Annotated in this window: 19 protein-coding genes; 5 read left to right on the top strand and 14 right to left on the bottom strand. The window is 72.5% G+C overall.

The genetic code is table 11. The annotated features are described in order from the left end of the window. Positions 1-293: 293 nt before the first annotated feature. The 3 genes from ACZ6MA_RS00905 to ACZ6MA_RS00915 form a co-directional block, all read right to left on the bottom strand. A complete protein-coding gene (locus ACZ6MA_RS00905; RefSeq protein WP_469429985.1) occupies positions 294-908 on the bottom strand; it encodes a phosphoribosylanthranilate isomerase in 615 nt (204 codons plus the stop codon). 137 nt (positions 909-1,045) lie between these two features. Continuing rightward, entirely contained in the window at positions 1,046-2,473 is a 1,428-nt protein-coding gene (locus ACZ6MA_RS00910) for a lysine N(6)-hydroxylase/L-ornithine N(5)-oxygenase family protein (RefSeq protein ID WP_469429987.1), read from the bottom strand. Further along, positions 2,470-3,891 (bottom strand): pyridoxal phosphate-dependent decarboxylase family protein, encoded by a 1,422-nt coding sequence (locus tag ACZ6MA_RS00915; RefSeq protein WP_469429989.1) that lies wholly within the window; start codon positions 3,889-3,891, stop codon positions 2,470-2,472. The genes ACZ6MA_RS00910 and ACZ6MA_RS00915 overlap by 4 nt, the downstream gene beginning before the upstream one ends. Positions 3,892-4,418: 527 nt before the next feature. Here ACZ6MA_RS00915 and ACZ6MA_RS00920 point away from each other — a divergent pair. Then, positions 4,419-4,970, top strand: coding sequence for a F0F1 ATP synthase subunit B (locus ACZ6MA_RS00920; RefSeq protein WP_469429991.1), 552 nt, complete (start codon positions 4,419-4,421; stop codon positions 4,968-4,970). A 72-nt stretch (positions 4,971-5,042) separates the two neighbouring features. Here ACZ6MA_RS00920 and pepN read toward each other — a convergent pair whose 3' ends face one another. The 4 genes from pepN to ACZ6MA_RS00940 form a co-directional block, all read right to left on the bottom strand. Then, positions 5,043-7,637 carry an aminopeptidase N gene (gene pepN / locus ACZ6MA_RS00925; protein ID WP_469429992.1) on the bottom strand — a complete coding sequence of 865 codons (2,595 nt, stop codon included), beginning with the start codon at positions 7,635-7,637 and terminating at the stop codon, positions 5,043-5,045. A gap of 211 nt (positions 7,638-7,848) precedes the next feature. Beyond that, positions 7,849-8,181, bottom strand: coding sequence for a chorismate mutase (locus ACZ6MA_RS00930; protein ID WP_469429994.1), 333 nt, complete (start codon positions 8,179-8,181; stop codon positions 7,849-7,851). 11 nt (positions 8,182-8,192) lie between these two features. Then, a complete protein-coding gene (locus tag ACZ6MA_RS00935; protein ID WP_469429996.1) occupies positions 8,193-9,083 on the bottom strand; it encodes a helix-turn-helix domain-containing protein in 891 nt (296 codons plus the stop codon). Positions 9,084-9,439: 356 nt separating this feature from the next. Next, positions 9,440-12,565 (bottom strand): endo-alpha-N-acetylgalactosaminidase family protein, encoded by a 3,126-nt coding sequence (locus tag ACZ6MA_RS00940; protein WP_469429997.1) that lies wholly within the window; start codon positions 12,563-12,565, stop codon positions 9,440-9,442. A 233-nt stretch (positions 12,566-12,798) separates the two neighbouring features. Between ACZ6MA_RS00940 and ACZ6MA_RS00945 the strand changes: the two genes are divergently transcribed. Beyond that, the gene (locus tag ACZ6MA_RS00945; protein ID WP_469429999.1) at positions 12,799-13,197 is read left to right on the top strand and encodes a VOC family protein; all 399 of its coding nucleotides are present in this window, start codon (positions 12,799-12,801) and stop codon (positions 13,195-13,197) included. A gap of 41 nt (positions 13,198-13,238) precedes the next feature. Here ACZ6MA_RS00945 and ACZ6MA_RS00950 read toward each other — a convergent pair whose 3' ends face one another. From ACZ6MA_RS00950 to ACZ6MA_RS00970, 5 genes are all read right to left on the bottom strand, one after another. Beyond that, positions 13,239-13,934, bottom strand: coding sequence for an MBL fold metallo-hydrolase (locus ACZ6MA_RS00950; RefSeq protein ID WP_469430000.1), 696 nt, complete (start codon positions 13,932-13,934; stop codon positions 13,239-13,241). Between the two features lie 108 nt (positions 13,935-14,042). After that, positions 14,043-15,206 (bottom strand): sensor histidine kinase, encoded by a 1,164-nt coding sequence (locus ACZ6MA_RS00955; protein WP_469430002.1) that lies wholly within the window; start codon positions 15,204-15,206, stop codon positions 14,043-14,045. Continuing rightward, positions 15,203-15,880: a response regulator gene (locus ACZ6MA_RS00960; RefSeq protein WP_469430003.1), complete on the bottom strand. Its 678-nt coding sequence runs from the start codon at positions 15,878-15,880 to the stop codon at positions 15,203-15,205. Before ACZ6MA_RS00960 ends, ACZ6MA_RS00955 begins: the two co-directional genes overlap by 4 nt. Positions 15,881-16,039: 159 nt before the next feature. After that, positions 16,040-16,816 carry a hypothetical protein gene (locus ACZ6MA_RS00965; protein ID WP_469430005.1) on the bottom strand — a complete coding sequence of 259 codons (777 nt, stop codon included), beginning with the start codon at positions 16,814-16,816 and terminating at the stop codon, positions 16,040-16,042. A 306-nt stretch (positions 16,817-17,122) separates the two neighbouring features. Then, entirely contained in the window at positions 17,123-17,926 is an 804-nt protein-coding gene (locus ACZ6MA_RS00970; RefSeq protein ID WP_469430007.1) for a S1 family peptidase, read from the bottom strand. A 207-nt stretch (positions 17,927-18,133) separates the two neighbouring features. On the opposite strand from ACZ6MA_RS00970, the gene ACZ6MA_RS00975 reads away from it, so the two are divergent. Continuing rightward, positions 18,134-19,006, top strand: a complete 873-nt coding sequence (locus tag ACZ6MA_RS00975) for a hypothetical protein (RefSeq protein WP_469430009.1) — start codon at positions 18,134-18,136, stop codon at positions 19,004-19,006. Between the two features lie 328 nt (positions 19,007-19,334). Here the strand turns inward: ACZ6MA_RS00975 and ACZ6MA_RS00980 are convergent, their stop codons facing one another. Both ACZ6MA_RS00980 and ACZ6MA_RS00985 read right to left on the bottom strand, forming a co-directional pair. Continuing rightward, complete coding sequence (locus ACZ6MA_RS00980; RefSeq protein WP_469430011.1) at positions 19,335-20,423, bottom strand: glycoside hydrolase family 113; 1,089 nt, start codon at positions 20,421-20,423, stop codon at positions 19,335-19,337. After that, positions 20,420-22,369, bottom strand: coding sequence for a DUF2334 domain-containing protein (locus ACZ6MA_RS00985; RefSeq protein WP_469430013.1), 1,950 nt, complete (start codon positions 22,367-22,369; stop codon positions 20,420-20,422). The genes ACZ6MA_RS00980 and ACZ6MA_RS00985 overlap by 4 nt, the downstream gene beginning before the upstream one ends. Positions 22,370-22,737: 368 nt before the next feature. On the opposite strand from ACZ6MA_RS00985, the gene ACZ6MA_RS00990 reads away from it, so the two are divergent. Next, entirely contained in the window at positions 22,738-22,902 is a 165-nt protein-coding gene (locus ACZ6MA_RS00990) for a hypothetical protein (protein ID WP_165451512.1), read from the top strand. After that, a complete protein-coding gene (locus ACZ6MA_RS00995; RefSeq protein WP_469430015.1) occupies positions 22,899-24,152 on the top strand; it encodes a glycosyltransferase in 1,254 nt (417 codons plus the stop codon). Before ACZ6MA_RS00990 ends, ACZ6MA_RS00995 begins: the two co-directional genes overlap by 4 nt. Positions 24,153-24,302 lie beyond the last annotated feature (150 nt).

The following is a 24,302-nucleotide window of genomic DNA, read 5'->3' on the forward strand; positions in this document are numbered from 1 at the left end:
ATCAGTGTCCGGCCCGGGAACACAAGACTTCAAGAAGATCCACTTACCGCTTCAGAACCGGGAGCGCTGATTCCGAATTAGGGGCGATACGAAGCGGCTTTGCCGCATCGGCTGAGTACGCGCGCACGTGCTTTCAGTGGCCGACAGGGACGGTACGAAGCGTCGACGGGACGCTGAGGGATGAGATCGTCCGTAAGCGGGCAGGCGGATGGTGGCCGCTCACCGGTGGCCGAAGTCTACATCCACACAGGCGAGTTGGCGCCGGATCAAGACAGTCCGATCTTCGGCTCCGGTCACCGCGCCGAGCGGGCGGCTTCGATGAACTCCCTGATCAGAGCAGGGTCCTTGACGCCTCGACGGGCCTCCACCCCGCTGGAGACGTCCACGCCCCACGGCGCGATCGTGCGCATGGCCCGCGCTACGTTCCGCGGGGTGAGGCCGCCTGCGAGAAGCCAGCGTCCGGTGGGCGGGGTGAAGCGGTCGTCGGCCCAGTTCCACGGCAGGCCCGCGCCGGGGTCGGGGGCGTCGAGCAGGAGGTGGTCCTCCCCCAGTTCGCCGCAGCGAGGGATCCGCCCGCCGTCGGAGGAGGTGGCACGGATCAGCGTCCACCCGTGCGGCCGCAAGGTGTCGTAGTAGTCACGGCCTTCGTCGCCGTGCAGTTGTACGGAGCGGACCCCGCTCGCGAGCGCGAGGTCCCGCACCCGGTCCACGGGCTGTCGGCGGAAGACACCGACGGTCAGTACCCGCTCGGGTACCCGCCGGGCCAGCCTTTCCGCTGTGGCGGCGTCCACCTGGCGGGGGCTGTCGGCGAAGACGAAGCCGATCGCGTCGGCTCCGGCCTCGACCGCGGTGTCCACGTCCTCGGCGGTGCGCAGGCCGCAGATCTTGATGAACGGCGACGGGCTCATGGTTACTGTCCTTCCTCGACCACCGCCCATCCAAGCGCGGCCGGCCCCCTTGCGCCAGTGGCCGGAAGGGCCCGCCCTGCGGCGTGTCCCCCGGCTACCGCTGGGAGGTGCACCTCCACGGCCCGCCGGAGGGGAAGTCAGTGGACGGGCAGTTGGCGCGGAATGGTGCGCCGGTTCTCCGGTGTCCGGTGCTGCGGGCGCGGCTGGGGGCGCGGCTCCAGCCCGAACGTCGAGAAGGCGGTCCGTTCTGGCAGGTCGTAGGCCGTCTTCCCGGTGATGGAGTTGAGGATGACGGCGCTGCGCCAGGCGGCGAGGCCGAGGTCGGCGGCGCCGACGCCGTGGGTGTGGCTTTCGGCGTTCTGGACGTGGACGGCGCCCTTGACGTGGGGGTCGAGGACGAGCCGGTGGTGCTCGTCGATCCGGGGGCGGTCGGCGGAGTCGCGCCGGATGTAGGGGTCCAGGGAGGCGAGGAGTGTGTCGACGCGGCGCTCGCGGTAGCCGGTGGCCAGGACGACGGCGTCGGTGGTGAGGCGGGAGCGGCTGCCCTGCTGGGCGTGTTCGAGGTGGAGTTCGACGCGGGTGGTGCCGACGCGCCCGGCGGTGCGGACGAAGACGCCGGGGGTCAGGACGGTGTCCGGCCAGCCGCCGTGCAGGCTGCGGCGGTAGAGCTCGTCGTGGATGGTGGCGAGGGTATCAGCGGCGACGCCCCGGTGGAGCTGCCACTGACGCGGCAGGGCCTGGTCCCGTACGGACTCGGGCAGGGCGTGGAAGTAGCGGGTGTAGTCGGGGGTGAAGTGCTCCAGGCCGAGCTTGCTGTATTCCATGGGGGCGAAGGAGGGGCTGCGGGCGAGCCAGTGCAGCTTCTCGCGGCCGGCGGGGCGGCGGCGGAGGAGGTCGAGGAAGACCTCGGCGCCCGACTGGCCCGCGCCGATGACGGTGATGTGGTCGGCGGCTAGGAGTCGCTCGCGGTGGTCGAGGTAGTCGGCGGAGTGGATGACGGGGACGGCGGGGGCGTCGACGAGGGGCCGCAGGGGGTCGGGGACATATGGGGTGGTGCCGACGCCGAGGACGAGGTTGCGGGCGTAGCTGCGGCCGAGGGCCTCGGCTTCGCCGTCGGTGTCGAGCCGGGTGTAGTCGATCTCGAACAGGACCCGCTCGGGGTTCCAGCGGACGGCGTCGATCTGGTGGCCGAAGTGGAGTCCGGTCAGGGATTCGCTGACCCAGCGGCAGTAGGCGTCGTACTCGGCGCGCTGGATGTGGAAGCGCTCGGCGAAGTAGAAGGGGTAGAGGCGCTCGCGGGTCTTGAGGTAGTTGAGGAAGGTCCAGGGGCTGGCGGGGTCGGCGAGGGTGACGAGGTCGGCGAGGAAGGGGACTTGGAGGGTGGTGTCGTCGATGAGCAGGCCGGGGTGCCATTGGAAGACCCGACTCTGGTCGTAGAAGGCGGTGCGCAGGTCCGGGAGGGAGTGGGCGAGGGCGGCGAGCGAGAGGTTGAAGGGGCCGATGCCGATGCCGGCGAGGTCGAAGGGCTGGTCGGGGGCGGTGACGGGGGGCGGAGGGTTGGTCATCGGGGCGTGTGGCCTTCCACGAGTGCGAGCAGGGTGTCGAGATCGTCGGGGCGAGTGTGGGGGTTGAGGAGGGTCGCCTTGAGCCAGAGGCCCTCGCGGGTGGTGGCGCGGCCGAGGACGGCGGCGCCGCGGTCCAGAAGGCGGCGTCTGGTGGCGGCGACGGTGCGGTCGTCGGTGCCGGTGGGGCGGAAGAGAACCGTGCTGAGGGTGGGGCGGGCATAAAGCTCGAAGGCGGGGTGGGCCTCGATGCGGTCGGCCAGGAGCTGCGCGGTGGCGCAGACCCGCTCGACGAGATCGCCCAGACCGCGGCGGCCGAGGGCGCGGAGGGTGACGGCGATCTTGAGGATGTCGGGGCGCCGGCTGGTGCGCGGGGAGCGGCCGAGGAGGTCGGGGTGGCCGGCCGCCAGGTCGTCGGCGGGGTTGAGGTACGGGGCCTGGTGGGCGAGGGGGGCGAGCCGGGTGGCGTCGGGCACGGCGAGGAGGCCGGCGGCGATGGGCTGCCAGCCGAGTTTGTGGAGGTCGAGGGTGACGGTCCGGGCGCGGTCGAGGCCGTCGAGCGCGGGGCGCAGGGTGTCGCTGAACAGCAGCGGTCCGCCGTAGGCGGCGTCGATGTGCAGAGGGGTGTCGTGGGCGTCGCAGAGGTCGGCGAGTTTGGGGAGCGGGTCGATGCGGCCGGTGTCGGTGGTGCCCGCGGTGGCGACGACGAGGGTGGGGGCGCCCTGACGGCCGCGGAGGTCGTCGAGGGCGGCGGCGAGGTCGGCGGGGTCGAGGACGCCGGTGGGGGTGGGCAGGATCCGCGGGGCGGGCAGCCCGAGGAGCCAGGCGGCGCGCTGGACGCTGTGGTGGGCGTTGGCCCCGCAGACGACGGTCAGGGGCGTGGCGGTGTGGGTGCGGGCGGCTTCGCGGGCGAGGAGCAGGGCGAGCTGGTTGGACTCGGTGCCGCCGGTGGTGACGAGGGCGTCGGGGGCCGGCCCTGTGGGGTGGACGAGGGCGGCGAGGGCGCGGGTGGTGAGGGTTTCCAGGGCGGAGGCGGCGGGGGCCTGGTCCCAGGAGTCCAGAGAGGGGTTGAGGGCGTCGGCGGCGAGATCGGCGGCGACGGCCAGGGCGAGCGGCGGGCCGTGCAGATGGGCGGCGCAGCGTGGGCCGGCGGGGTCGGCGGAGCCTTCGGCGAGGGCGCGGACGAGGGTGCGCAGGGCTTCGTGCGCGCCGGTGCCGTGCTCGGGGAGCGCGGGGCCGACGGCGGTGCGCAGCCGGGCGGTGACGGCGTGCGGGCCACCGGGCGGGAAGGGGCCGCCGCGGGCGGTGGCGCCCTGGCCGAGGGCGTGCAGGACGGTGTCCAGCAGGGGGCGCAGCGCGCGGGGTCCTTCGGTGCCGCCCGCGAGGGGTGCGGGGGTCTGGTCGGCGCCGGGCGCAGGCATGGGCGTGCCCCTTATGGGTTGGGTTATCGCATGTTCCGACTGGTCCGGGCAGGGCTAATCGCCTCAAGTTACTGGCGTCGCACACTCGGTGACCATGGGGCCTCGGGGTTTCGCCCGATGGTGGTACGCGGGGTTGGGACGGTGTGCCAGTCCGTACCACCGCTGCGCGGTGGTTTGTCCTCAATCTCCCCCAGCTACCGCTGGGAGGTACCCCCAGGGGCTGGTGTGGGCTGGGCTCAGCCACCTCCAGCCTGTCCGGCGCTTGAGGACGCGCCCGCAGGGCGCCCGCCGCCGCAGGCGGCACCACCGGCCGGTGGCCGACGAACCGCCGGAGGCCGCTGGCACCGCCGCTGCGCGGCGGTCGTCCTCAAGCGCCGGACGGGCTGGGTTTGGCTGAGCCCAGCCGAATCAAGCCCGGCCCGTAGCCGAAGAACCGCCGGAGGCTGCCGGCACCACCGGCCGGTAGCCGGAGATCCGCCGGACAGGCCGAAGCGGACTCGGGGCGCGGCTTCGACTAATCTGCACCCATGGCCATGAAACTTGCTATCGACGTCGGTCCGCTCAAGCCCGAGCTCGCGCCGCTCATCCTGGGGCTGGTGCTCTTCTTCATCCTTTTCGCCGTGATGGCGAAGCTGATCCTGCCCCGGATCAACAAGGTCCTCACCGAGCGTGAGGAGGCCACCGACGGCCGCTTCGAGGAGGCCGAGGAGACGCGTGCCGAGGCGGCGCGGGTCCACGCCGAGTACCAGGAGCTGCTGGCCGAGGCGCGGCACGAGGCCGCCCGGCTGCGTCAGGAGTCGGTCGAGCAGGGCACGGCGATCATCGCCGAGCTGCGGGCCGAGGGCCAGCGTCAGCGCGAGGAGATCATCGCCGCGGGTCACGCGGTGATCGACGCGGAGCGTGCGGTCGCCGAGGCCGAGCTGCGTCAGCAGGTCGGCGTGCTGGCCACCGACCTGTCGGGCCGCATCGTCGGCGAGTCGGTCACGGACTTCGCCCGCGAGAGCGGTGTCGTGGACCGCTTCCTGGAGGAGCTGCGTACGGCCCAGCCGTCGGACGCCGCGACCGACAAGCGCGTCTGACCGTCGAGACAACCGGCCAAGGCTCCCGCACCCCCTGAAGGGGTGCGGGAGCCTCGTCGTTTTCCGGGGCGTCTACGCCCGCGCCCGGTCGCCGTTCCTGATCTTCAAGGCGCGGCGCAGGTCGTCGAGCTGGTCGGCGAGCTTGCGGCGCAGGGCGGGGGTGGGGTCGCCCTCGCGCAGGCAGGTCTCGCCGAGGCGCAGGGTCTCGGCCTCTACCAAGGGGTGCGGAAAGCCGTGGAAGCCCGCCGCGATGGCGAGGGCGGGGCCGCGGCGGGCCGCGAGGGTGACGGCGGCGGGGAAGTAGCGCTCGCGGTAGGGGCGGACGAGGTCGAGCTGTTCGGGCTGCCAGAAGCCTTGGGCGGTGGCGGTGAAGAGGTAGTTGGACAGCTCGGCGGGCTCAGCCGGTTCGCCGGGGCCGCCGGGGCGGTCCTCGCCGGGGTACATGGCCCGCCAGGCGGCGGCCTTGGCGGTGGCATCGGGGAGCGCGGCGTGGCATCGGGCGGCGCCCTCCTGGCCGGTGGCGCTGGGGTCGCGGGCGAGTTCGGCGTCGATGGCGTCGGGGGTGGTGGCGCCGAGGACGGCGAGGCGGGCGAGGGCGCGCCAGCGCAGTTCGGGGTCGAGGGCGGGGCCGCCGGGGACGGTGCCGGCGGTCAGCCAGTCCTGGAGGGTGCCGGGGGCGGTGGCGCTGTCGATGAGGGTGCGGACGGCGGTCAGGCGTAGCCCTTGGGCGTCGGTGCGGCCGGTGCCGTCGGTGCGGCTCAGCAGGTCGTGGGCGAGGTCGGTGAGGGTGTCCAGGGTGGTGGGGCGGTCGGTGGCCGGGGTGTAGCGGTCGGCGATCTGGGTGCGGGCGAAGCCGAGGACGCCTTGGGCGATGGCGATGTCGCTCTCGTGCGGGATGTGCGCGCGGGCGGCATCCAGGTAGGCGGCGGGGGCCAGCTCGCCGTCGCGGACCATGTCGCGGGCGGCGTTCCAGACGACGGCGCGGGCGAGGGGGTCGGGCAGGCCGGAGAGCGTGCGCAGGGCGGTGTCCCAGGAGCCCGCGTCGAGGCGCACCTTGGCGTAGGTGAGGTCGCCGTCGTTGACGAGGAGCAGGGCTGGGCGGGGACCGGTGAAGGTGCGGGTCACGGTGCCGCCGCCGGCGGGCACGTCGGTGGGGAGGCGGTCGCGGCGGACGAGGGCCCGGGGGTCGTCCGGGGCGTGGTCGTAGAGGCCGATGGCGAGGTGGTGCGGGCGGCTGCCGTCGTGGTGGAGGTCGAGCTGCCAGCCGGCCGGGCCGTCGGCGGCGGCCTCGCCGGGGCCGTCCTCGGTGATGTGGGGGGTGAGGGTGTCGACGCCGCTGGTGCGCAGCCAGGTGTCGGCCCAGGCGTGGACGTCGCGGTCGGAGGCGCGGGCGAGGGAGTCGATGAAGTCGGCGAGGGTGGCGTTGCCGAAGCGGTGGCGGGCGAAGTGGTCGTTGATGCCGGCGAGGAAGTCCTTCTCGCCGAGCCAGGCGACGAGTTGCCGCAGGGCGCTCGCGCCCTTGGCGTAGGAGATGCCGTCGAAGTTGAGCAGGGCCGAGGCGGTGTCGCGGACGGCGTCGGGGGCGGGGGCCACGGGGTGGGTGGTGGGGCGTTGGTCGGCGTCGTAGCCCCAGCTCTTGCGGGCGACGGCGAAGTCGGTCCACGTACCGGTGAAGGGGGTGGCTTCGGAGAGGACCTGGTAGCCCATGTATTCGGCGAAGGACTCGTTGAGCCAGATGTCGTCCCACCACTGGAGGGTGACGAGGTCGCCGAACCACATGTGGGCCATTTCGTGGGCGATGACCATGCCGCGGGTCTGGCGCTCGGTGTCGGTGACGGCGGAGCGGAAGACGAATTCGTCGCGGAAGGTGACGAGGCCGGGGTTCTCCATGGCGCCGGCGTTGAACTCGGGGACGAACGCCTGGTCGTAGGAGTCGAACGGGTAGGGCTCGTCGAAGATCTGGTGGTAGCGGTCGTAGCAGCGGCGGGTGATGTCGAAGAGTTCGTCGGCGTCGGCGTCGAGGTGGGGGGCGAGGGACCGGCGGCAGTGGAGGGCGAAGGGCAGTCCGGCGTGTTCGGTGCGCACGGTGTGCCAGGGGCCGGCGGCGAAGGCGACGAAGTAGGTGCTCAGTGGTGCGGTGGTGGCGAGCTGCCAGCGGCCGTCGGCCGGGTCGCCGACGCGGGTGGCGATGGCGTTGCCGAGGACGGTCCACCGGGGCGGGGCGGTGACGGTCGCGTCGAAGACGGCTTTGAGGTCGGGCTGGTCGAAGGCGGCGAAGACGCGTTGGACGTCGTCGAGGAAGCACTGGGTGTAGAGGTAGGTCTCGCCGTCGGCGGGGTCGGTGAAGCGGTGCATGCCCTCCCCGGTGCGGGAGTAGGCCATGTCGGCCTCGACGCGCAGTTCGTGCTCCCCGGGGGTGAGGGTGAGGGGGAGCCGGTTGTCGTCGAGCGTGGTGAGGTCGAGGGGGTGGCCGTCGAGGGTGGCGCGGTGCAGGGCCGCGGGGCGGACCTCGACGAAGGTGGTGCCCGCCGCGCGTGCGGTGAAGCGGATGACGGTGGTGGAGCCGAAGTGCGCGTCGCCGCGCGTGAGATCGAGGTCGATCGCGTAGCGGTGGACGGTGAGCAGTCGGGCTCGGTGCTGCGCTTCTTCGCGCGTGAGTACGGGCATGGGGTCATGCTGCCGTATCGCTGGGCGCTGGCCCATGGTGTTTCGGGTCCCGCCCCCGGGGGGGGGCTTGCCGCGCCGCGTGCGGTGCCCGTGCTGTGTCCTCAATCGCCGGACGGGCTGGAAACCCAGCCCGTCCGGCGATTGAGGACACAGCACAGCAGCCCGTCCGGCGATTGAGGACCGGGGTCCGGGGCGGAGCCCCGGTGGTGGGCTATGCCCGGGCGATCGTCTCGTGGTGGCGGATGACCTCGGCGATGATGAAGTTGAGGAACTTCTCGGCGAACGCGGGGTCGAGCTTGGCGTTCTCGGCCAGCTCGCGGAGCCGGGTGATCTGCCGGGCCTCACGGGCGGGGTCGGCGGGCGGCAGTTTGTGGGCGGCCTTGAGGTGGCCGACCTGCTGGGTGCATTTGAACCGCTCGGCGAGCATGTGGATCACCGCGGCGTCGATGTTGTCGATGCTGTCGCGCAGCCGGCCCAGCTCGGCGCGCACGGACTCGTCGTCGGTGCCGTGGGCACCGCTGAAGCTGTTGGCACTGTCGGTCATGTCCACCGACCCTATGCGGGCGGGAGCGGTCCGATGACCGGTGGGTGCTCCGGGTCGGGTACGCACCGGCTCCAGCCGCCGGGGACGCTGCGGCCCTGGCGCTCGCGGAACCGTACCGGGGCGGTGCCGACGCGGCGGGCGAAGAGCCGGCTGAAGTAGGCGGGGTCGGTGTAGCCGACGCGGCGGGCGACGGCGGAGACGGGCAGTTCGGTGGCGGCGAGGAGTTCCTTGGCGCGGCCCAGGCGGATGGCCAGGAGGTAGTCCTTCGGGCTGCATCCGGCGCCGCGTTTGACGGCGGAGCGCAGTGCGGCGGGGGTCATGCCGTGCCGGGCGGCGTGTTCGGTGACGGACAGCGGCAGGAACGCGTCGCGGGCGAGGGCCCGCAGGACGGGTTCGCCGTCGTCGCCGAGGTCGGCGCGGGCGTGGTGGAGGGCGACGAGGAGTTCGTGGACGGCGGCGGAGGTCTCCACTTCGAGGAGGGGGTTGCCGCGGTGGGCGGCGCGGGCGATGCGGGCGACGGCGGCGCGGGCGGCGGTGGTCTCGGTGAGGGGGACGAGGGGCCGGCCGGGTTCGATGAGGCCGAGTTCGGTGTAGGCGGCGACGGCGGGGCCGGTGAAGTCGACGAAGCTCTCGTCCCAGCCGCTGCCGGGTCCGGCGCCGTAGTGATGGGAGACGCCGGGGCTGAGCCACAGGAGTGCGGGTGCGGTGACGGTGCGGGTGCGGCCGTCGGGGGTGCGCAGCCAGCCGGTCCCGGCGCTGACGACGACGGCGACGTGGTGGTCGAGGGTGCGGGGTCCGACGGCGGGGAGGGCGCCGTGCTGGAGGCCGACGCCGAGGCAGACCAGGCCGAGCCGGTGGTGGACCGGGCCGGGCGTGAAGTACCGCATCCAGGTGTGATACACGCGTGTGGGCCTCCTGCTCCGCCTGCGTTCCGGCACGCAGCGCCGATCTTCGCCGATGGGCCTCCCGCCCGCCAGGGGGCGGGGGCGGTCGGCCGGACGGCGTGAGCGGCGGTGGCGGGAGGGGCCCGGGGCCCGAGGTCCCCGTTGGTCACCGGCCGATGGCGGTGACCAACGGGGCGGGCCCCGGGTCGTGTCCGCGAAGGAGCGCCGTACGCCCGCGGGGCGTGGCCCGGGGCGTCTGGTGCGTGCGACCGCGAGGCGGAGGGCCGCCCTGGTACTGGACGTACTCGGGCGGGCCCGACAACGCGCCGTTCGCCCGCCGGGCCAGGCGGGACTTCGCGGACCCGGCCTGGGGGCTACTGTCCGAGGTCGTGCACGGTGAAGCCGTCGAGGACGAACTCCGCGGTCTGGCTGTCCCCTGTTTTCCGCAGGCCCACCCATGCCTCGCCGGCCCCGGGTGCGGTGAATTCGTGGGTGTGGGTGGTGGGGCGGGTGGCGACGGGCAGGGGGGTGCGGGTGAGTTCCCGCGCCCGGGGTTCGTCGACGGCCGTGACCCAGGCGTACTGGCCGGCCGCCTCGTTCTCGTAGCGGAAGGCCACCCGGTAGCGGTGTCCGGGGAGGAAGCGGACGGTGTGCGGGACCGTGCGGTAGACCAGGCCCGGGTTCTCGCCGCGTGATTTGAGGGACTGGGTGCCGTCGATGACGTCGTCGACGGCTTTGCCGTTCCAGCCGCGTTGGGTGTAGGGGGCGTGCCGTTGGGCGATGTGGGTGCGGGGGTCGGTGGTGCCGCCCGCGTCGCCCTTGACGAAGGGGCCCCATCCTTGGGGGACGTTCTCGAAGTCCTCGTGGACGAGGGCGTCGTGGACGAGGGCGTCGTGGGCCGGGCGGCGGTGGGTGGCCACGATCCGGACGTTCGCGAAGCGGACCCGTGCCCGGCCGGCGGCGGCCGTGAGGGACAGCGTCACCCCTCCCCCGCCGCGGGCCACGGTGAAGTGGGTGAACATCCGCTGGTAGCGGGTGCCGTGCTTGCCGTCCGCCGCGACGTGGTTGCCGGCGGTGGAGGTGTCCGTCCAGTTCACCGCCGTGATCCCGTCGGCGGTGCGGACCCGCAGGGCCGCGCGGCGGCGCTCCCCCGCCGTGGCGCCCACCTCGACCTGTACGGACGCGGCGTAGGTGCCGGGTCTGAGCCGGGCGGGCCGTTGGCTCACGGTGGCCGCGGCTCCGGCGCCGATGACGAGTTCCCACTCGCCGCGTTCGCCGCGGGCCGCGGTGGCGGGGCCGGTGACCGTCCAGGCGTTCAGGGTGCCGGAGTGGAAGCCGGGGTCGCGCAGGGGGGTGCCCTCGCCCCAGGCGGGGTCGCGGCGGGTCCGGGTCCGTTCGCGGGTGAGGACGTAGGGCTGTTCCGCCGCGGCGTGGACGGTGATGTTCCCCCCGTGCACGGGCAGTTCGACGGGGTCGGTGCGGCCCTGGTCGGTGAGGCGGTGCAGGATCACGGTCCGCAGCCCGGCCCAGCCGCGGGGCAGGGTCCAGATCGTGCGGCCGCCGTGGGGGTTGTAGTGGTAGAGCTTGGCGGGGTCGGTGGCCTCGCGGGGTTCCCACGGCAGGAGGTAGGTGTCACCGTCGTAGACCGTGCGGCCGTCGGTGGTGATCCGGCGGGTGCCGTCCTCGCCGGGCCGGGCGGTGACGGTCGTCCTGGTGGGGCCGGCGAAGGTGATGCGGTGTTCCTCCCAGGTCTGGATGGGGAACGCCTGCAGATATTTGGCCGGCAGGTTCTCCGTCCACAGCAGGCGGTGGAACGGCGCCCAGTCGGTCTTGCCCTGCCAGCCTTCGAACGTGCCGAGCTTGGCCGTGCCCAGGAGGGGCCATTTGTCGGCGAAGACGTCCTTCTGGTGGTGGCGGACGAAGCGGATCAGCCGGGAGTTGATGCCGCGGGAGGTGTCGGGGCCGTAGTCGGTCTCGGCGGCCCAGTGGGACCACAGCGCCGAGCGTTCCAGGCCGTGGCCCCATTCGGTGGTGATCTGCCAGCCCTGGTCGCGCAGATGGCGTTGGAGGCGGTCGGAGTTCCAGCCGGATTCCCGGAAGACGTCGATGTAGAGGGTGTTCAGGGCGGGGTCGGTCTCCTCGCGCAGTTGCCGGAAGCGGCGGGCGATGTCGCCGGAGACCAGGTCGCGGCGGGCGTCGATGCGGTAGGACTGGTCGAGCCAGTCCCACTGGCGGTCGCCGGGGTCGACGAGGGTCTCGGAGAAGGCGTGGGCGACGGGGTAGGACTCGGTGGTGTTGACGTGGACGGCGAAGTCGCTGTGCCAGGTCTTTCCGGCGCGGACCAGGGTGTTGAGGTCGTCCAGCCCTCCGGCGCGGGTGTTGTGGTTGCCGCCGTAGTCGGGGTGCGCGCTGTCGTGGCCTTCGGACTGGTAGCCCTTGAGGAGCGTGAACTGGCGTAGCCCGTCGGTGGCGAGACTGACGCGTTTGACGTTGTCGAGGGTGGCCAGGAAGGGGTTCGTGGCCTGGCTGGCGAAGTTGAACGCGATGTGCGGGACGACGCGCAGGTGCTGTTCGTCGGCGCCAAGCGGGTTGACCATGATGTCGCGCAGGGCGATGGCGGCGTCCTGCCAGTCGACCTTGCCGTCGCCGTTGCGGTCGCCGGTGACGATGACCGTCGCGTAGGGCAGCGGCTCGGTGGCTTCGACGGGGGCGGTGGCGGCCCGGTGGGTCCACTGGCCGCAGCCGAGCCGGGCCTCGGTGTGGCCGGGGCGTTCGCGGGTCTGCCGCCACAGGCGGCCGTTCTCCCAGGCGGTGGCGGCGTCGGGGGTGTCGTACACGGTGTTGGTCTCGATGGCGGCGGCGAGCCGGTCCGTGCTGACGACGGCGTACGCGCAGCCGGTGGGGGTGGGTTCGGCGGGGGTGGCGGGGGTGACGGCGATGAGGGTGTCACCGCTCTTGGCCTTGTCGAGCTGGACGCGGGCGGCGAGGAGGGTCGCACCCGGCTGGGTGCTGCGGACGCTGAGCAGGGCCAGCCCGGGGATCCGGAGGGTGCCGACGCGGAGGGCGGGGGTGTCGGCGATGCGGGTGACGCGCCAGTCCACCCGCAGTCCGGTGACCTGGATCTCGATGTGTATCCGGGTGCCGCCGCCGAAGGTGAGGGCGTACGCCGCCAGGTCACCGGAGGGGGCGACGGTGTGGGTGACGTCCGGCGTGTGCGGGATTTCGTCGATGAGGACGGAGGTGACGGGGTCCTCCTGTCCGTGGAGCACGGCGCGGCCGGCGCGTTCGGTGTAGGACAGGATCCGGGGGAAGGCGGTGTCGAGGCGTACTTCCAGGGCGGGTGAGCGCAGGGTGGTCTCGCCGGTGGTGCGGGCGTGGGCCCTGCCCGCGGCGGTGAGCGTGGTGGTGAGTCCGGCGAGCGCGGTGGTGACGACGGTCCGGCGGCCGGGGCCTTCGGCCGTGGAGGGTTCCGCCCGGTTCGGTACGCCTTCGGGGTCCACGCTGCTCGCTCCTTCCGTACCCCGGCGGGTCGCCCGCGCCCGAGGGGGCGCGGCACTGCGCCGGGTGCTGACGGCGTCCGGGTGCTGACGGCGTCGGGGGATGACGACGTAGGGACACCTTGGGGCGGTGGCGGCGGTGGGCCCATGGACAAAGGAGGGCGGGCTGTTGGACAAACGCGGGCGGGGCGGGGCCGGTGCCGGGACGACCGGTCCGGCTCGGGCAGGATCTCCTCATGATCGCGAAACTTCAGTGCACCGTCATCGACTGTCCCGACCCCCTCGCGCTGGCGTCCTTCTACGCCGCGATCCTCGGCTGGCGGGTCGAGGAGGAGGACGCGGAGTGGGTGTGGCTGACCGCCGGGGACGGCCGGCGGCTCGCCTTTCAGCTCGCCGCGGACCACCAGCCGCCGCGCTGGCCGGACCCCGGCCGTCCGCAGCAGATGCATCTGGACTTCGACGTGCCCACGATCGAGGACATGGAGCGGGCGCAGCGCGAGGTGATCGCGCTGGGGGCGACGTTCCTGCACGACAGCGGAGGGAAGACGTCCGGTTTCCGGGTGTTCGCCGATCCCGCCGGCCATCCTTTCTGTCTCTGTTACGGGCAGGAACTTGAAGCCGGCGGGCAGGGCTGACGAAAGAGGCCGGGCAGCCGGGGAGGCCCTCGGCCCCCGGGTCAGTTCAGCTGTGCCGCGGCGGCGCGCAGGGCGTCGCCGGCGCCCTTGACGACCGGGTCGCCGTGGCCGAAGCAGGCCGTTTCGATGTCGAGGGCGGCCTGGCGGTGGAAGGAGGCTATGGCCTGCTCCCGGTCGACGTTGAAGACGCCGAGTATGACGGCGCCCTCGTGGGAGGCGATGGTGTCGCCGGTGAACAGCACCCCGTCCGCCGGGAGGTGCACGGCGATGCTGCCCGCCGTGTGGCCGGGGACGTGCACGACGCGGGCTTCGCGGCCCCAGTCGAGGGTGTCGCCGTCGGCCAGCTCGCGGTGGACGGGGGACGGCGGGGCCGCGGGAACGGAGGGGGTGATGGTCTCGTAGAGGGGGATCTCGAAGTCGAGGAGGACGGGCGGCGGTTCGGGGGCGTCACCGCGGATGACCGGGGCGTCGGCGGCGCCGGCCAGCACGCGGGCGCCGGTGGCGGCGGCGACGGCGGCGGCCGAGCCCGCGTGGTCCGCGTGGCTGTGGGTGAGGACGATGTCGCGCAGATCGCCGGGGGCGCAGCCGAGGCCCGCGAGGGCGTCGAGGATCTCCCCCTCGCGCCCGGCGCTCCCGCAGTCCACGAGCGCCCAGCCGTCGGGCAGCCGTACGGCGTAGGCCTGGCCGACGGCGAAGCGCAGCATCCAGATGTCCTGGGTGATGTGAGAGATGTCCATGGTGATCACGCTACTGATCAGGGCCGGGTCCCCAAATGGTTTGCGCCGAGGGCGGATTGAGCCCCGGGCGAACGGCCCCGTTCGCCCAGCCGTCCGCCCGCCCGGTGGTCAGCGCGGTGTGGGGCGGCGGTGGTCGAGGGGGAACAGCGCGGTGACTTCCCAGCCGCCCTCCGGTGCGGGGCCGGCGTGCAGCCGGCCGCCCATGGCCTCGGCCCGTTCGCTGAGGCCGGCCAGGCCGAAGCCGCCGCCCCGGGCCTGTTCGGCGAGTTCGGCCGCGTTTCGGCCGTCGTCGGCGACGCGCAGTTCGACCCCCGCGGTGACGCCGCGTACCGCGACCCGTACGGCCGTGGCGTCGGCGGCGTGCTTTCGGATGTTGGTCAGGGCCTCGCGGACGACGCGGTGGACGCCCGCGGCGATCTCCGCGGGGATCCAGGACTCCATGCCCTGTTCGATGGAGAGGACGACGGGCGGGCCGGTGCGGGCGAACGCCTCGGTCAGGGCGCGCACCTCGGGCAGGCCCGCGACGGGCGCGGTCTCGGCGTCGCCCTCGCGCAGGACGCCGACCAGCCGTCGCATCGCGCCGAGGGCCTCGCCCGCCGAGGTCTCGATCCGTTCGAACGCCGTGGCGGCGGCCGGCCCGTCGAGGGCCGTGAAGCGGGCGGCCTGGGCCTGTACGACGATTCCGGTGACGTGGTGGGCGACGAGATCGTGCAGTTCGCGGGCGAGTTCGAGGCGTTCGGCGGTGCGGACGGCCGCGAGGTCGCGTACCCGTTGCCCGGACTGGTGGCGCAGCAGCAGGGAGTAGGCGCCGACGACGGCGGTGAGCACCGCGAACAGGGCGGTGAAGCGGCCCGGGGCGAGATCGCGCATGGGGGCGACGACGCAGGCGGTCGCGAGCACGGGGCCGAGGACGGCGGCCGTCTGGGCGGTGGAACGCTGGACGACGGCGGTCAGCAGGACGAGCAGGGCGATGTCCTCGCCCATGCCCCATACCGCGGTGGGGTGCGGGCCGGCCGTGAGGGCGACGGTGGTGCCCCAGGAGACCACGGCGGCGGCGGTGGCCCGTGCCTCCAGGGGGATCCGGCGGTAGGGGACGGCGCACAGGCAGACGGCGACGCCCGAGGCCAGGACCATGGCGTGCGGGGGGCTGGGCTGCCGGGCGAGGGCGATGCTCTCGAAGCCGACGAGGAAGAGCAGGAAGACCGCAAGGGCCGTCTTCGCGGCCGCCGCGCGCCGGGGGTGCCGGGTGGCCCACCCGGCCAGGGTGTTCATGTGCCGCCCGTGGCCAGCCCGCTCTCCCAGGCCCAGGCCGCGATCTCGACCCGGTTCCGGGCGTCGAGCTTGAGCTGCACGTTGGCCAGGTGGGTCTTCACCGTGGACAGGGAGACGAACAGTTCGGAGGCGATCTCGGCGTTGGTGGCCCCGCGCGCCAGGCAGCGGACGACGTCCGCCTCGCGTTCGGTGAGCGGTTCCGAGGGCTGCCGGGCCGGGTTCGCCGTGGCGCCGGGGGCCATGTCGCGCAGCAGCCGGACGGTGATCGCGGGCGAGATGAGGGAGTCGCCGACGGCGGCGGCGTGGACGGCCTCGACGAGCATGGCGGGGCTGGCATCCTTCAGAAGGAAGCCGCAGGCGCCGTTGCGGAGGGCGGTGTGGACGTATTCGTCGAGGTCGAAGGTGGTGACGATGACGACGCGCGGACGCGGGCCGCGCTCGGGGTGCGCGGCGGCGAGGGCCGAGAGCCGGCGGGTGACCTCCAGGCCGTCCAGCTTGGGCATGCGGATGTCGAGGAGCAGCACGTCGGGCAGGTGTTCCTCGACGGCCGCCAGGGCGGCCTCGCCGTCGACGACGTCGGCGACGACGTCGATGTCGGGCTGGCTCTCCAGGATCATCCGGAAGCCGGTGCGGACCATTTCCTGGTCGTCCGCGATGACCACGGTGATCGCCATGCTGTCCCCTTGCCTGCGTTCGGCTGGTGGGCTGGTCCGTACGTGCCGGAAGGGTGGTGGAGGGGGCGCGGGCCGCCCCGGGGCGGGGCGTTCTTCCATGTCACCGGGGGCGCGGTGGTGTCGCAACCGCAGCGGGGCGGGTGCGGGCGTGCGGGCCGGTCAGGCGTCGGCGCGTCCGGAGCGGCGGACCGCGAAGCGGACGGCGTACGCGCCGCCGCCGAGGGTCAGCAGGGCGATGCCCGCGAGGGCGGGTGTGCCGATGTGGTGCCGGCCGTTGATGGCCGCGCCGGCCTGGACGACGCGCTTGACGGGGTTGCTGGACGTCGCCAGCCGGGTGGCGCGCTCCGCGCCGGCCTTCGCGCCGGCGGTGTCGCCGCCCTTGTCGTGGTCGTCCTCGCGTACGTCCGGGTGGGTGCCGTGTGCGCCGGTGCGGGTGTCCGTGCCGAGGCCGGCGCGGGCCGCCTCACCGGCGGGGGTGGCGGGGGCCGCGGCGGGCCTGGCGCCGGTCCGGTAGTCCTCCAGCCTGTCGCCGGTGGCGGCGAGGCGATCGAGGTCGGAGCCGTCGGGTGTGTACCGCAGGGAGCCGGAGGCGAAGTCGTAGTAGTGGGTCAGCCGGGAACCGTCGAGCGAGGCGCGCAGGGTGGGGTGGGTGCCGTCGCCGCCGAGGATCCGCAGGTGCAGCCGGTTGACGTCGGCCGTCGGCCGGGTGGTGTCGAGGGTCCGCAGCGTGCCGCGGGAGGTCACGTCGACGCTGGTGCCGGCGCTGCCGGAGTGCAGCCGGGCCCGGCTGCCGTCGGGCAGCAGCACCTGCCGGGTGACGGTGTGGCCGGTCCGGGTGTCCTTGTCCGTCGCGAAGGCGCCGGCCGTCGGCCAGAGCACCGCGCCGGCGGCGGCGGTGAGGACGGTGACGGTGACGACGCGGGACGTGGCGGACACGGAGTGCCTTCCGTTCGTGGGGCTCGGACGGCGGTGCCGGCTCCCCGGAGCACGCCGCTTCCGCGTGCCTTCCGGTCGCCGCCGCACCACACCCTTCACGTTACGGACGTTCACCCGCCGCACACCTCGACTGTCCGACCCATTTAAGGCCCGGTCCGTCTCGGCCGAAAGGATGAGCGGGACCCGTCCGCGTCATACCGGAGTCGCGCGGGCGGGCCGTCTCACGTCGTACCCCTTTCGTCGCCGGCTTGCGCCGACGCGTCACCGACCGGCACAAAGCACCAGGTCAGCGGGGTGGTGCCGGGGTCAGCCCAGGCTCGCGGCGGCGCTCTTGATGTTCGCGGCGAAGGTGCTCACCTCGGAGTAGACACCGGGGTACCCGGGCCGCGCGCAGCCCTGGCCCCAGCTGACGATGCCGACCTGGATCCACGCTCCGGCGTCGTCCTTGCGGAACATGGGGCCGCCGGAGTCACCCTGGCAGGTGTCGACGCCGCCCTGCTCCATGTATCCGGCGCATATCTCCTCGTCGTCGACGAGGTTGCCGTAGGCGCCCTTGCAGGTGGCGTCGTCGACGAAGGGGACGGTGGCCTTGAGCAGGTAGCGCTGCTGGCTGCCGCCCTCCCGGTTGGCGCCCCAGCCGGCGATGGTGAAGGTGCCGGAGTTGTACGCGGCGGTGTCGGCGATCTTGAGGGTGGGCAGGTCGATGGGCTTGGCGAGCTTGATCAGCGCCCAGTCCTTGCCCTGGCCGTCGTAGCCGGGTGCCTGCAGGACCCGGGTCGACTTGACCTTGACGGCGGAGGAGGAGTTGAGGTCCGCGACACCGGCCGTGGCGGTGATCGAGGTGTTCGCGCCGCTGCCGTTCACACAGTGCGCGGCGGTCAGGACGATCTGCTTGGTGTAGAGGGCGCCGCCGCAGCCCATGGACAGCCGCACCATCCACGGGAACTCGCCCTGCTGGGCGCGGGTGCCGCCGACGACACCGGGGCTGGGGCGGGCACCGGGGTCCCGGTCCTGGGCCGCCTGCGCGCTGCCGGGCTGGAGGCTGAAGACGGCGAGGGCGACCGCGCCGACCGCCGCCGCTCTCTTGAACGCCTTGAGGTAGTTGCGCAACGTGGTTCCTTTCGTGGGAGGTTGCGCGCTTGTCAGGATCATGTCAATCCGATATCCGGACATGCCCCTTCGGAGCGCGGTGCGATTATGAGGGCGTGTGACAGCAGCAACAAGGGTGGCGTTTCGGCCAGCCGTATCGGGTCGGGGCACCCTTCCGTGCGGCGCTCACGTCCGTACAGTGGGACACGGCCGGGGAGGTGACGCGAGGTGGCCGCGAACATCGATATCGAGCACGGATTCCCGCACCTCGAGACCGTGCGCGCCGCGATCACCGCGCTGTACAAACGCCTCTCCGCCGACGCCGTGCGGGGCTTCGGCGTCAGCGTGCTCCCCGTCGACGTGGCCTTCTCACCCGACGAGGACCCGTATCTGGGGGTGCAGCGTGTCGCCGGCGCCATGGTGCGGCACCTCCGGCTGCCCGATGCCCGGATGATCGTCTCGTTCCGTGAGATGCGGCACGCGGGAAGCGTCGAACTCACCGCCGGGCCCGAGTACTTCATCGAACTCAACGCACGCTTCAAGTCCCACCGCGAGGACATCGGCGCGGCCCTCGCCCACGAGGTGACGCACGTCTGGCTGCACCGCCTGGACCTCGCCTTCGCCGGTACCCGCGACAACGAGATCCTCACGGACACCGCCGCCGCCTACCTCGGCGCGGGCTGGCTGCTGCTGGACGCCTACCGGGAGTCCTCGGTCTCGACGCAGAAGCTCGGCTATCTCACCCCGGAGGAGTTCGGTTACGTCCTCGCCAAGCGCGCGCTGGTCTTCGGCGAGGACCCCTCGCCGTGGTTCACCAGCCCGCAGGCGTACGAGGCGTACACCCAGGGCCTGGCGCGGGCGCGGCGGGACGAGCGGCGCCCGCCGCTCGCTGCCGCGGGACGGCTCGGCCGTCACCGCTACATCCGCGACCGCCGCACCGGGCGCGGTTCCGCCACCGACGGTTACGCCTTCGAGAGCCAGGACCCGTCGCGCGTGAGCTTCCCCTGCCCGACGTGCCACCAGCGCGTCCGGGTCCCGGTCCGGGGGCGGCTGCGCGCGCGGTGCGCGCTGTGCCACTCGGTGCTGGACTGCGACACGTAGTGCCGTCCGGCGGTTCTTCGACTGCCGACCACCGTGCCGCCTGCGGCGGCGGGCGCCCTGCGGGCGCGTCCTCAAACGCCGGACAGGCTTGAGGTGGCTGAGCCATGGCAGCCAAGCCCAGCCCAAACCAGCCCGCTGGGGGTACCTCCCAGCGGTAGCTGGGGGAGCTTGAGGACTACCGCCGCGCAGCGGTGGTGCCGACAGCCTCCGGCGGTTCGTCGGCCAGCGACCACCGTGCCGCCTGCGGCGGCGGGCGCCCTGCGGGCGCGTCCTCAAACGCCGGACGGGCTTGTTCGGCTGGGCTCACGCACATCAAGCAGCGGCGGGGTCACTCCCGGCCGCCCGACGGGCCGGCGGGTGACCACCAGCGGCGCAGCACCTTCTCGGCCGGTTTGCCGTGCGGGGTGTAGGCGAGCCGTTTGGCGGTCTCGCCGCTGTCCGGCCAGTCGTCCCACATCCACCAGCAGACCCCGGCCCACCAGGGTTTCTTGTCGAAGGCCGCGAGCAACGCCTCGTAGGCGGCGGCCTGTTCGTCCTCGCCCGGGCGTTTGCTGACGGTCCAGGAGTAGGGGGCGGTGGTGGTGCCGCGCTGGCTGACGTAGCCGGCCTCGGTGAAGAGGATCTTGCGGTCCCGGCGGGCGGCGAAGGCCGCCAGTTCCTCGGTGATCGGCTGCCAGGCCCGGCGCAGCCGGGCGGCGTCGGCGGTGGCCTTGCCGGCCAGCGGCCAGTAGGCGTCGATGCCGATGACGTCGAGTTCCTTCCAGAACGGGACCTTGCGGTACTCGTCGTAGTTGGCGGCGTAGGTGAGGGGGCCGTGGTAGCGCTCGCGGACGGCGGCGATGACGTGCCGCCAGCGCGGGCCGTCGCCGGAGGTGCCCGCGAGTTCGGTGCCGACGGCGAGCTGCTCGGCGCCGGTGTCGGCGGCCAGGCGGGCGTAGTGCGTGATGAAGCGCTCGTACGCGGTGAACCAGGCGTCGGTGTCGCGGGGCCGGATCTCCGCCCGGTCGCCGCCGCGCACGAGGTCGACGTGCGGCTTGACCATGGTCTTGAGGCCGGCGGCGTGGGCGAGTCCGATGATGTGGCGCAGGCTCTTGTCGTCGGCGGTCTCGTCCGTGGTGCGCAGGGCGGAGTCGGTGACGCGGTTCTGGTACCAGGTGGGGGTGAAGGTCACCCAGCGGGCGCCGGTGGCCGCGATCTGGCGCAGGTAGCCGGCGGCTTCGGGGCTGCTGTAGTCGTCGGTGTTCCACGAGGGCAGGGTGATGCCGCGCAGTCCGCTCACCTTCCTGTCGGGTGTCTGGCCGCGGCCGGTCGCCCGGCCGGTGGGCGCGTCCCGCCCGGCCGTGCCGTCGGACTGGCAGGCGGCGAGGAAGAGGACGGCCGCCGCCAGCAGGGCGGCCGTCCCCTTCTTCGCACTCACTGGCCGAGGTCCGCTGGGGCGACGAAGGTGTAGCCGAGGGCGCGGATGCCGTCGATCGTCTGCTTGAGCGGTTCCACCGCGAAGTACGGGTGGTAGAAGAAGCTGGCCACGCCGTCACGCACCGCCAGGTTGGCCTTGGCGGAGTTGATCAGGTCGGCGGGCAGCCGGGCCGGGTGGTTGTTGTAGGGCTCGGGCTCGTAGTTGCCGAGGTTCTCGGGGAGCACGGTCGTACCGTAGACGTCCTTCACCGCGTACGGGAAGAACTGGCCGAGGTATCGGCTGGGATTCACGGTGCCGCCGCTGAGTGTGCCCGCGAAGTACAGCGACCGTTCGAGGCGGGCGGTGTAGTTCTGTCCGAAGACGCGGTAGTCGGTGGCGGAGGCGGCGTAGTGCGGGGTGGTCCACAGGGTGGGCTTGGGCAGTCCGGCGGCGGCGAACGCGGCGAGGCCCGCGGTGACGCGGCTCTGGGCCCACGCGGTGGAGTCCCCGGGGACCGGTCCGTCGTAGACGACGTTGTCGGCGGCGTCGACGTGGGCGCGGAAGAACTCGAAGTCGTCGCCGGTGACGCCGTTGTAGGGGTTGGCGACGTTGGAGTACTGGTGGGTGTAGCCGTGGTTCATCAGGACCGCGCCGCGTTGGAGCATGTACTTGATGGCGGATACGACCTGGGGGCGCTGGGCCAGGGTGGAGGTCTTGGGCACACCGTTGTTGTAGGTGCCCTTGGGGTCGGTGTAGACGGGGATGACGTTGATGCCGTAGGGGACCTGCGCGGAGTGCAGGTAGTCGGCCGCGGCCCGCAGCTGGGCCGGGTCGGCCTCGGGGCTGATGTCCTCCAGCCGGACGAAGGCCCGGTGCCGTTCGGCGGTCTGCGGGGCGAGCACGTCGAAGAGCAGGTCCTCGAAGGCGATGACGCGGTCGGTCTCGGAGACGTAGCTGAAGGGGATCTCGCCGAGGTAGGTGAGATTGCGTGAGCGGATGGCCCAGGGGGTGGTGTCGCCGGAGATGGCGTCCGTGGCCTGGGCGAGCTGGGTGACCTGGGGGTAGCCGGGGCCGGTGGAGAGGGCGGGGTGCAGGACTCCGCTGTCGAAGCCGGTCGGGATCTTCCGGGTCAGCCGCTGTCCCTTGTAGTCGACGGCGTCGATCCGCCCGACGGTGCCGCCCTGCTCGTAGTACGAGTTGGTGGGGTCCCAGCCGTAGGCCTGCTGGAAGGCGGGGACGCCGATGGCGTTGGCCATGCCCCAGATGTTGTCGCCGATCCAGGTGACGGGGCGGCTGGTGGCCAGGGTGTCGCGGTAGAAGGCGGCGGGGATGGCGTCGGGGAGGGAGCCCCCGTAGTAGGTGGAGCCGAGGTAGATGGTGGCGGTGTACTTCTCGACCAGTCCGGCGGTGTAGGCGGAGACGGGTTTGGCGGTGACGGTGCCGAAGTGGCCGGCCAGGTTGGCCGCCGCCATCGCGTACAGCTCGCCGAGGTATCCGTAGGGGCCGGTGGTGTCGTACAGGACGAGGGCCGTGGTCCCGGCGGGGGCGGCGGCCTCGGTGAGTGCCGCCGGTGCCGCGGCCGGGACGGCCCGCGCCGCCGTCCTGGCGGGGGTGGCCGGGCGGGTGAAGAGCGCGGTGTGTGCCGTGGTGGCGCCGGACGGGCTCACGGGCCCTGCCGCGGGTGCGGCGGGGGCGGCGGCCGTGGTGGCGGGCGCGGTGGGCCCGGGGGCGAGGGTGCCCGCGCGGCGCAGCTTGTCGTTGGCCAGCCGGGCCTTGGCCCAGGCCTTCAGGTCCGCGGGTGCGGGGCCGGACATCGAAACGGGGTCGATGCCTTTCAGGTGCTGCGGCCACTGCCGGTCGCCCGGGTCTTTTGCCGCTTGTGCGCTGGAAAGCGCGACGCCGCCCCATAGGGCGGCGATAAGCATGAAGACGATGGAGATCCGGGAAATCCCTGATCTCCTTCTCATTTTCCACACGGTGGCGGTCCCCCCTGTTTCACTGAACCATGTCGCCACCCCCGGGAGTTCGGAGGCCCGACGGTGGACAGATTCTTCTTGTGGGGTTTGACCGGTGTCAATAGACAACATCGATCCAGAGCGTTCAGTTCCCGACAAGCGCATTGGTACAGACCATAGATCACATCCGTCACACACTCGCCTCAACTGGCCTAATTACCGTTAGGTCCATTGAATTTGAGATTCCGATCAAACAACTCCCACCAAGTCCGACAAGAAGACCGGTTGAGTCTGATACTTTCCCTCCGCACGCCTCAAGCGAGGCGAAAAATGGGGGGGAACCCATGTACGGAAAACCCGCTCTGGGGACAGTCCTGCCTATGGCCGGGCTGACGGCGGCGCCCGAGGTCCTGCCGGGCATCCCCTTTGCCCGGGGGCTACAGGAAGCGGCCGGGGCCGGATTCCTGCTGTACTGCGCGATCGCGCTGACTCTTATATCGGTCAAACTGTGGTTCGCCGTGCGAAATCTCGGTGAACGCTCATGATCTCCGCAATCCTCATCTGGGCCAGCATTGCCATCATCGTGATGGCCGGCGGCTACAACACCACGCTCTTCATTCTCTCCAGACGCCGCACACGACGTAAGCGCGGCCCCCGGGCGGAGCGTTTCTACGTCTTCCTCCTCGCCTGTCTGAACGAGGAGACGGTACTCGCCGAAAGCCTCGCCCGCATTACTGCCCTGCCAGCCGGTAAATTCATCGCCCTCGTCATCGACGACGCCTCGGACGACGGCACCGCCGACATCGCGCGGGCCGCCGACCCCGAGCGGGTCCATCTGCTCCAGCGGTATTTACCTGACGCCCGTAAAGGAAAAGGCGCGGCCCTCAACAACGGCATCCGCCATCTCCGTGCCTCGGGCATCCTCGACGGCCACGATCCGCGCGATGTCATCGTGTGCGTCGTGGACGCCGACGGCCGGCTGGACCAGCACGTGGTCCAGTCCGTCGACCCCTTCTTCGACAACCCCCGTACCGGCGGCACCCAGATCGGTGTCCGGATGTACAACCGGGACAAGGGCCTGCTCGCCCGGCTCCAGGACATGGAGTTCGTGATCTACGGGGACATCTTCCAGAAGGCCCGCCGCTACATCGGCAGCGTCGGCATGGGCGGCAACGGCCAGTTCATGCGGCTCGCCGCGCTCGACAGCCTGATGGGCGAGGACGGCAGCGGCCCCTGGAGCGACTCCCTGACCGAGGACCTCGACCTCGGGGTGCGGCTGATCGCGCACGGCTGGACCAATCAGCACTGCACCGCCGCGGCGGTCTCCCAGCAGGCCGTCCTCGACGTACGCCGCCTGGTGCGCCAGCGGTCGCGCTGGTTCCAGGGCCATCTGCAGTCGGCGGGGCTGGTGCCGACGATCCTGCGCGAGATCCCCACCCGGCCCGCGCTGGACCTGCTGTACCACCTCTCCAGCCCGGTGCTGATCCTGCTCACCTCACTGCTGCCGCTGTCCTTCCTCGTCGCCACGGCCGGCACGGTCGTCGGCTCCTTCCAGGCCGGGCACCCGCTGATCTCCCCGATGTGGATCCTCGGCCCGTACGTCCTGTCCTTCACGGCCGCCTACGCGTACGGGTTCGTCTACCACCGGCGCGAACGCGACCTCACGCTGTGGCGCGCCATCCTGCTCTCGCACGTCTTCGTCTTCTACGGCTACATCTGGTTCGCCGCCGGATGGATGGGCCTGTGGCGGATGCTCACCGGCAAGCAGACCTGGCTCAAGACCGCGCGCACCTAGAGCCCGTCCGGCGGTTCTTCGCGGGCTCCCGACGCCCGGCACCGGTGACACCTCCCGCCCGAAGAACCGCCGGACAGGCCCCCCGCCGCACACGTCGACCACGCGTACGTCGACCACGCGCACATCCACTGCCCGACATCCGCCCGCAGT

Source organism: Streptomyces sp. NPDC042259, from assembly GCF_055582085.1.

Excerpts from the sequence above, each read along its gene's own strand:
- ACZ6MA_RS00960 (WP_469430003.1), bottom strand. The coding sequence starts at position 15,880 with ATGGCGATCACCGTGGTCATCGCGGACGACCAGGAAATGGTCCGCACC.
- ACZ6MA_RS00990 (WP_165451512.1), top strand. The coding sequence starts at position 22,738 with ATGGCCGGGCTGACGGCGGCGCCCGAGGTCCTGCCGGGCATCCCCTTT.
- ACZ6MA_RS00985 (WP_469430013.1), bottom strand. The coding sequence starts at position 22,369 with ATGAGAAGGAGATCAGGGATTTCCCGGATCTCCATCGTCTTCATGCTT.
- ACZ6MA_RS00915 (WP_469429989.1), bottom strand. The coding sequence starts at position 3,891 with ATGCCTGCGCCCGGCGCCGACCAGACCCCCGCACCCCTCGCGGGCGGC.
- ACZ6MA_RS00920 (WP_469429991.1), top strand. The coding sequence starts at position 4,419 with ATGGCCATGAAACTTGCTATCGACGTCGGTCCGCTCAAGCCCGAGCTC.
- ACZ6MA_RS00905 (WP_469429985.1), bottom strand. The coding sequence starts at position 908 with ATGAGCCCGTCGCCGTTCATCAAGATCTGCGGCCTGCGCACCGCCGAG.
- ACZ6MA_RS00955 (WP_469430002.1), bottom strand. The coding sequence starts at position 15,206 with ATGAACACCCTGGCCGGGTGGGCCACCCGGCACCCCCGGCGCGCGGCG.
- ACZ6MA_RS00910 (WP_469429987.1), bottom strand. The coding sequence starts at position 2,473 with ATGACCAACCCTCCGCCCCCCGTCACCGCCCCCGACCAGCCCTTCGAC.
- ACZ6MA_RS00930 (WP_469429994.1), bottom strand. The coding sequence starts at position 8,181 with ATGACCGACAGTGCCAACAGCTTCAGCGGTGCCCACGGCACCGACGAC.
- ACZ6MA_RS00945 (WP_469429999.1), top strand. The coding sequence starts at position 12,799 with ATGATCGCGAAACTTCAGTGCACCGTCATCGACTGTCCCGACCCCCTC.
- ACZ6MA_RS00950 (WP_469430000.1), bottom strand. The coding sequence starts at position 13,934 with ATGGACATCTCTCACATCACCCAGGACATCTGGATGCTGCGCTTCGCC.
- ACZ6MA_RS00995 (WP_469430015.1), top strand. The coding sequence starts at position 22,899 with ATGATCTCCGCAATCCTCATCTGGGCCAGCATTGCCATCATCGTGATG.
- pepN (WP_469429992.1), bottom strand. The coding sequence starts at position 7,637 with ATGCCCGTACTCACGCGCGAAGAAGCGCAGCACCGAGCCCGACTGCTC.